General features: G+C 72.4%; 7 protein-coding genes and 1 pseudogene. 7 read left to right on the forward strand and 1 reads right to left on the reverse strand.

Annotated features, from left to right (window positions below; genetic code table 11):
• Window positions 1–70: 70 nt before the first annotated feature.
• Window positions 71–904: an RNA polymerase sigma factor WhiG gene (gene whiG, locus AE652_RS31240; RefSeq protein ID WP_049657643.1), complete on the forward strand. Its 834-nt coding sequence runs from the start codon at window positions 71–73 to the stop codon at window positions 902–904.
• 199 nt (window positions 905–1,103) lie between these two features.
• Window positions 1,104–1,688, forward strand: coding sequence for a TetR/AcrR family transcriptional regulator (locus tag AE652_RS31245; RefSeq protein WP_049657645.1), 585 nt, complete (start codon window positions 1,104–1,106; stop codon window positions 1,686–1,688).
• Window positions 1,689–1,757: 69 nt separating this feature from the next.
• Here the strand turns inward: AE652_RS31245 and AE652_RS48615 are convergent, their stop codons facing one another.
• Window positions 1,758–2,174, reverse strand: coding sequence for a murein hydrolase activator EnvC (locus AE652_RS48615; protein WP_234348607.1), 417 nt, complete (start codon window positions 2,172–2,174; stop codon window positions 1,758–1,760).
• A gap of 935 nt (window positions 2,175–3,109) precedes the next feature.
• On the opposite strand from AE652_RS48615, the gene rpsB reads away from it, so the two are divergent.
• From rpsB to AE652_RS48620, 5 genes and pseudogenes are all read left to right on the forward strand, one after another.
• Window positions 3,110–3,988 (forward strand): 30S ribosomal protein S2, encoded by an 879-nt coding sequence (gene rpsB / locus AE652_RS31255; protein ID WP_049657635.1) that lies wholly within the window; start codon window positions 3,110–3,112, stop codon window positions 3,986–3,988.
• Between the two features lie 129 nt (window positions 3,989–4,117).
• Entirely contained in the window at window positions 4,118–4,957 is an 840-nt protein-coding gene (gene tsf, locus AE652_RS31260) for a translation elongation factor Ts (RefSeq protein ID WP_049657636.1), read from the forward strand.
• A 261-nt stretch (window positions 4,958–5,218) separates the two neighbouring features.
• Window positions 5,219–5,983 (forward strand): UMP kinase, encoded by a 765-nt coding sequence (gene pyrH / locus AE652_RS31265; RefSeq protein WP_030056790.1) that lies wholly within the window; start codon window positions 5,219–5,221, stop codon window positions 5,981–5,983.
• Between the two features lie 98 nt (window positions 5,984–6,081).
• Entirely contained in the window at window positions 6,082–6,639 is a 558-nt protein-coding gene (frr, locus tag AE652_RS31270) for a ribosome recycling factor (protein WP_049657639.1), read from the forward strand.
• Window positions 6,639–6,985: pseudogene (locus AE652_RS48620) on the forward strand (topoisomerase II); the annotation flags it as partial. The gene frr and the pseudogene AE652_RS48620, both read left to right, overlap by 1 nt.

Consider the following 6,985-nt stretch of genomic DNA (forward strand, 5'->3'; position numbering starts at 1 on the left):
GGCCGGCGCGCCCCGGCCGCCCGGCAGTGCGCCGGCCCGGGGCGCCACCTCTCCGGCGCTCGCCTCGCCGGTGTCCCCGCTCCGCCGGGAGAAGGCGGCGGACGGCGGCCAGGGGCAGGATGTCCGGGAGGCCGCGGCCCAGGGGCGCACCGCCCTCGAAGAGCTCTGGCGCTCCTACAAGGAGACCGGGGACCAGCGGCTGCGGGAGCAGCTGATCCTCCACTACTCACCGCTCGTCAAGTACGTGGCGGGGCGGGTCGGGGTCGGCCTGCCCTCCAACGTCGAACAGGCGGACTTCGTCTCCTCGGGGGTCTTCGGGCTGATCGACGCGATCGAGAAGTTCGACATCGACCGCGCCATCAAGTTCGAGACATACGCGATCAGCCGCATCCGGGGCGCGATCATCGACGAGCTGCGCGCCCTGGACTGGATCCCGCGCTCGGTGCGGCAGAAGGCGAAGGCGGTCGAGCGGACGTACGCGACGCTGGAGGCCCGGCTGCGCCGGACGCCGCACGAGCCCGAGGTCGCGGCCGAGATGGGCATCGCGATCGAGGACCTGCACGCCATCTTCAGCCAGCTGTCGCTCGCCAACGTGGTCGCGCTGGACGAACTGCTCCACCCGGTGGGGGAGGGCGGCGACCGGCTGAGCCTGATGGACACCCTGGTCGACCACGGTGCGGACAACCCGGTCGAGGTGGCCGAGGACCGCGAGCTGCGCAGACTGCTGGCCCAGGCGGTCAACACCCTCCCCGAGCGGGAGAAGACGGTGGTGACGCTCTACTACTACGAGGGCCTCACCCTCGCCGAGATCGGGCAGGTACTGGGGGTGACGGAGAGTCGGGTGAGTCAGATCCACACCAAGTCCGTCCTCCAGCTGCGCGCCAAGCTGTCGGACATCCGGTAGGGCGCCGACGACAAGGGCGCTGGCAGCCGGGGACCGACAGCAAGGGCGCCGGCAGCGAAGGTGCCGGCCGGAGGGGTGTCTGCCGTCGGTCGTCAGAAGCCGGTCGCCGGGCCCGGGCCCCGTTCCGATGCGCGGCGCCGTACCGGCCGGAGGTAGGGCTCCGTACAGTGGGACCGTGCCGAAGATCCGAGCGGCCACGGTGGCCGAGCATCGCCAGCTCCAGCGGGCAGCCCTCCTCGATGCTGCCCGCATCCTGCTGACCGAGGGTGGCATGGAGGCCCTGACCTTCCCCGCGCTCGCGGCGCGCGCCGGGCTGGCGCGCTCCTCGGTCTACGAGTACTTCCGCTCCCGCGCCGCCGTGGTCGAGGCGCTCTGTGAGGTGGACCTCCCGCTCTGGGCGGCCGAGATCGAGGCCGGGATGGCGAGCTGCGACACCGCCGTCGAGCGGATCGAGGCCTACGTCCGGGGCCAGCTGGCACTGGCCGCCGACCCCCGGCACCGCGCGGTGGTGGCGATCTCGGCGCTGGAGCTCGACGAGGCCGCGCGTGAGCGGATCAGGGCGGCGCACGGCAGGCTGGCCGGTCTGGTCGGCCGGACGCTGGAGGAACTCGGCCACGAGCAGCCCCGGCTCGCCGCGGCCCTGGTCCAGGGCGTCGTGGAGGCGGCGACCCGCAGGGCCGAGCAGGCCGCGACCGGGGGCCGCGCCGGCTGTGCGACCGAGAGCCCCGAGGAGATCGCCGCCGCCGCCGTCGCGATGGTGCTGCGCGGGCTCGTCCGCGCCTGAGCCCGGCTCCGGGCCTGCCCTCGGCCCCGGCCCAGGCCCTGACTCGCACCCCACCCCCGGCCCGGCGCCCTACCCGTCCCCGCCGTCCAGTGGCAGCAGCCGGGCCGTGCCCGCGCCGAAGAGGGCCAGCGGGTCGAGGTAGCGGGTTCCGCGCAGCAGGCCCCAGTGCAGGCAGTCGCGCCCGGCGCAGTGCCGCCCGTCCGGAGCGAGCAGTCCGATCGTCTGTCCGGCGGCCACCGGGGTGCCGACCGGGACGGTGCCGGTGACGGGCAGATAGGTGGTCCGGAGCGGGGGAGAGCCCGAGCCCGGGTGGGAGACGGTCACCACCGGCCGTCCCGCCACCGGCCCGGAGAACGTGACCACTCCGGGAGCCGCCGCCCGGACCTCCGCCCCGGGTGCGGCGGCGAGGTCCACCCCCCGGTGCCCGGCGGCCCAGACCTTCGCCGGCGGCTCGAACCGGCCCAGTACCCCGTCCGGCCCACCCACCGGCCAGGCCCGCGCACCACCCCGCCCGGCCTCGCCGCCCGGGCCCGGAACGCCGACCGCACCGACGGCACCGACGGCACCGAAGCCTCCCCAAGCCCGTGAGGCTCCTGAGACGCCCGAGGCATAGGAAGCCCCCGGCACCGCGAGCACGACCACGAGCACCACCGCCACCCACAGCGGCAGCACCCCGTGAGCCCGCCGACCGGCCCGACCCACCTGGCCCACCCCGATCACCCCGATTACCCCACCGAACCACCCGCGACCAGTCATGCCCGCAGGCTCGCCCCCGCGCCGCCCCCGCACCACCCACATCCGGATTCCTGTGGACAAACCGCCCTCACGCCCGAGCGCCATCCCCCGGGCGGGTGTACGGGCGCCGCCATCCGGTGTACAAACGGCATACCGGCGACGGACCCGGGGCAGGCGGTCGACCGACCCGCGTCCGCCCCCGCACCCGCCTCCGCGCCCACGCCGAGCTCCACCTCCGACTCCACCCCCGGCCGCCCCGCGCGACCCGCCCCGACCCCGCCGCCGTCCCACGGGAACGCTGCCGCAGCCCCACCGGAACCCGCCCACCCCGGCCGTTCCCCGGGCTCCTCCCAGGTCCTCGGCGGGCCCCCGGCCACGCGTGGAGTCGCCCGCCCCTCGGCGCTTCCCGTACACTTCACACGCGACCCGGTCCGCCGGGTCGACTTCGCACGCCCCGCCACCGGCGGCCGGACGCGGTTCGTCCGCAGCCCCGCCAGGTGCGAGTGCCGCTCGGTCCGCCGAGCCCGACCGGCCCCCGGGCCGGAAGGGTGGTAGCGGCTCGGCACGTTCGGGGCGTCAGGCGTGGCTGTCACCTGGCCGCCACGGACAAACCGAGACTGACCCGGCTGTGGGCTATCGCTGCGACGCAGTGCCGCTGCCGGGCCGTAACACCAAGGAGTACGGCAATGGCCGTCGTCACGATGCGGGAGCTGCTGGAGAGCGGCGTCCACTTCGGTCACCAGACCCGCCGCTGGAACCCGAAGATGAAGCGCTTCATCATCACCGAGCGCAACGGCATCTACATCATCGACCTCCTGCAGTCGCTGAACTACATCGACCGCGCCTTCGAGTTCATCAAGGAGACCGTTGCCCACGGCGGCAGCGTCCTCTTCGTCGGCACGAAGAAGCAGGCCCAGGAGGCCATCGCCGAGCAGGCCACCCGCGTGGGCATGCCCTACGTGAACCAGCGCTGGCTCGGCGGCATGCTGACCAACTTCTCGACCGTCTACAAGCGCCTTCAGCGTCTGAAGGAGCTCGGCGAGCTGGACTTCTCGGACGTGGCCGGCTCCGGTCTCACCAAGAAGGAGCTCCTGGTCCTCCAGCGCGAGCACGACAAGCTGGAGAAGACCCTCGGCGGTATCCGCGACATGCAGCGCGTTCCCAGCGCCGTCTGGATCGTGGACACCAAGAAGGAGCACATCGCGGTCGGCGAGGCCCGGAAGCTCAACATCCCGGTCGTCGCCATCCTCGACACCAACTGTGACCCGGACGAGGTCGACTACAAGATCCCGGGCAACGACGACGCGATCCGCTCCGTCACCCTGCTGACCCGCGTGATCGCCGACGCCGTGGCCGAGGGCCTGAAGTCCCGCGCCGGTGTCGCCAAGGGCGACGCCAAGGCCGAGCCGGGCGCCGACCAGCCGCTGGCCGCCTGGGAGAAGGACCTCATCGAGGGCGAGAAGAAGGCCGAGGAGGCCCCCGCCGAGGCCGCCGCCGAGGCCCCCGCCGCCGAGGAGGCCGCTGTCGAGGCCCCCGCCACCGAGGCGCCGGCCGAGCAGGCCTGACGTACCAAGGGTGAGGGGCACCGGCCGGTACGAAGCCGGCAGGTGCCCCTCTCTCCCGCGCCGGGACCGAACCAGCGGTCCCGGCGCATCCCCACGCAGACACGCGAGACGCGAGAAGAGATTCACACCATGGCGAACTTCACCGCCGCGGACGTCAAGAAGCTCCGTGAGCTCACCGGCGCCGGCATGATGGACTGCAAGAAGGCCCTGGACGAGGCCGAGGGCAACGTCGAGAAGGCCGTCGAGCTCCTGCGCATCAAGGGCCAGAAGGGCGTTGCCAAGCGCGAGGGCCGTGACGCCTCCAACGGCGCCGTCGCCGCGCTCATCGCCGAGGACAAGAAGTCCGGCGTTCTGGTCGAGCTGAACTGCGAGACGGACTTCGTCGCCAAGGGTGACAACTTCGTCCAGGTCGCCGACGCCATCGCCGCCCACGTCGCGAAGACCGCCCCGGCCGACCTGGACGCCGCCCTGGCTTCCGAGATCGAGGCCGGCAAGACCGTCCAGCAGTTCGTCGACGAGGCCAACGCGACCCTGGGCGAGAAGATCGTCTTCCGTCGCTTCGCCCAGTTCGACGGTGACGGCTTCGTCGCGGTCTACCTCCACAAGACCAGCCCCGACCTGCCGCCGGCCGTCGGCGTCCTGGTCGAGCTGGACAAGGAGAACGCCGAGGTCGCCAAGGACGTCGCGCAGCACATCGCCGCCTTCGCGCCGACGTACCTGTCCCGCGAGGAGATCCCGGCCGAGGAGCTCGAGAACGAGCGCCGCGTCGCCGAGGCCACCGCCCGCGAGGAGGGCAAGCCGGAGGCCGCCCTGTCGAAGATCGTCGAGGGCCGCGTCACGGGCTTCGTGAAGGAGAACTCCGTCCTGGAGCAGGCCTTCGCGAAGGACAACAAGAAGACCGTCGCCAAGGTCCTCGAGGAGAACGGCGTCGCCCTCAAGCGCTTCGCCCGCTTCCGCGTCGGCGCCTGAGCCACGTTCCACCTGGTCCCCGGCCCCCTTACGCTGGGAACCGCCCCCGCCCGCTGACCGGGGCGGGAGGAACGCCGAACGGGCTCACCCCGCGCCTACCGCCAACGGGCGGGCTCGCGTCGGCACCATGAACGACGAGGAGGCCATTGCCGTGCAGGACACCGAACCGGTTCCCGCGGCAGTGGCCTCCTCGCGTGTACGCGCAGGCCGGGCATCCGCACACCCGCGTCTGTGACCAGTAGGTGCAAAAAGGAGAAGTCCATGCAGGAGACGCAGGAGACCGCGCAGGACCCCAAGGCCGGCTCGCGCCGCCGGGTGCTGCTCAAGCTGTCCGGTGAAGCCTTCGCCGGTGGTGGCGGGCTCGGCGTCGACCCGGACGTCGTGCACGCGATCGCCCGGGAGATCGCCACCGTCGTCCGTGCCGGTACCGAGGTCGCGGTGGTCATCGGCGGCGGCAACTTCTTCCGGGGCGCCGAGCTCCAGGTCCGCGGCATGGACCGGGCCCGCTCCGACTACATGGGCATGCTCGGCACCGTCATGAACTGCCTGGCGCTGCAGGACTTCCTGGTCAAGGAAGGCATCGAGACCCGGGTCCAGACCGCCATCACCATGGGCCAGGTCGCCGAGCCGTACCTGCCGCTGCGGGCCGTCCGGCACCTGGAGAAGGGCCGCGTGGTGATCTTCGGCGCCGGTATGGGCATGCCGTACTTCTCCACCGACACCACGGCCGTCCAGCGCGCCCTGGAGATCCACGCCGACGTCCTGCTGATGGGCAAGAACGGCGTGGACGGCGTCTACGACTCCGACCCGCGGACCAACCCGGACGCGGTCAAGTTCGACGCGCTGGAGTACTCCGAGGTCATCGCGCGCGACCTCAAGGTCGCCGACCTCACCGCGATCACGCTGTGCAAGGACAACAACCTGCCGATGCTGGTCTTCGAGCTGCTGGCGGAGGGCAATATCGCGCGTGCGGTGAAGAGTGAGAAGATCGGCACACTCATCAGCCAGGATTCTGTCCGGGCCTGAGCAGCAACCAGCCGTACGGGACGGCGGCGGCGCCGTGACCGGCCGCCGCGCCGACACCGGTCGGGACAACAGCAGATGAACCGGACAGGGAGACCACAGTGATCGAAGAGACCCTCCTCGAGGCCGAGGAGAAGATGGAGAAGGCCGTCAGCGTCGCCAAGGACGACCTCGCGGCCATCCGCACCGGCCGCGCGCACCCGGCGATGTTCGCCAAGATCGTCGCGGAGTACTACGGCGCCGTGACGCCGATCAACCAGCTGGCCTCCTTCTCGGTGCCGGAGCCGCGGATGGCGGTCGTCTCGCCGTTCGACAAGACCGCGCTGAAGGCCATCGAGCAGGCGATCCGCGACTCCGACCTGGGCGTCAACCCGTCCAACGACGGCTCGATCATCCGCGTGGTGCTGCCCGAGCTGACCGAGGAGCGCCGCCGGGAGTTCATCAAGATCGCCCGCACCAAGGGCGAGGACGCCAAGGTCTCGATCCGCGCCGTGCGCCGCAAGGCCAAGGACGCGATCGACAAGCTGGTGAAGGACGGCGAGGTCGGCGAGGACGACGGCCGCCGCGGCGAGAAGGAGCTCGACGACACCACGGCCAAGTACGTGGCCCAGGTCGACGAGCTGCTGAAGCACAAGGAAGCCGAGCTGCTCGAGGTCTGATGAACGACGCCCCTGACGCCCCCGGCTACTGGGGCCCGTCCGACCAGCAGTTCCAGCCCTACCGCCCGGCGCCGCACCCGCAGGCCGCCCCTGTCCCGGCCCACCCGGCGCCGGGGTACGGCGCGCGGCCCGCGGCGCCGGCCCCGGGACATCCCGGTCACCCGGGCGGCCACGCCGTGCCCCCGGGCACGCCGGGCGTCGCCCAGGGAGCGCCGGGCCTCCGTTCGGATCAGCCGCAGCAGCCTCCGGTGTACTGGGGCGGCGACGCGGAGGAGACTCAGGTCATGCCTCCCGTACCGGCCGAGCCCGGCCCGCCGCCCGGCACGCCCGACCACGGTCGGTCGGC

Origin of the sequence: Kitasatospora sp. MY 5-36 (genome assembly GCF_001182915.1) — a bacterium.
Taxonomy (GTDB): Bacteria; Actinomycetota; Actinomycetes; order Streptomycetales; family Streptomycetaceae; genus Kitasatospora.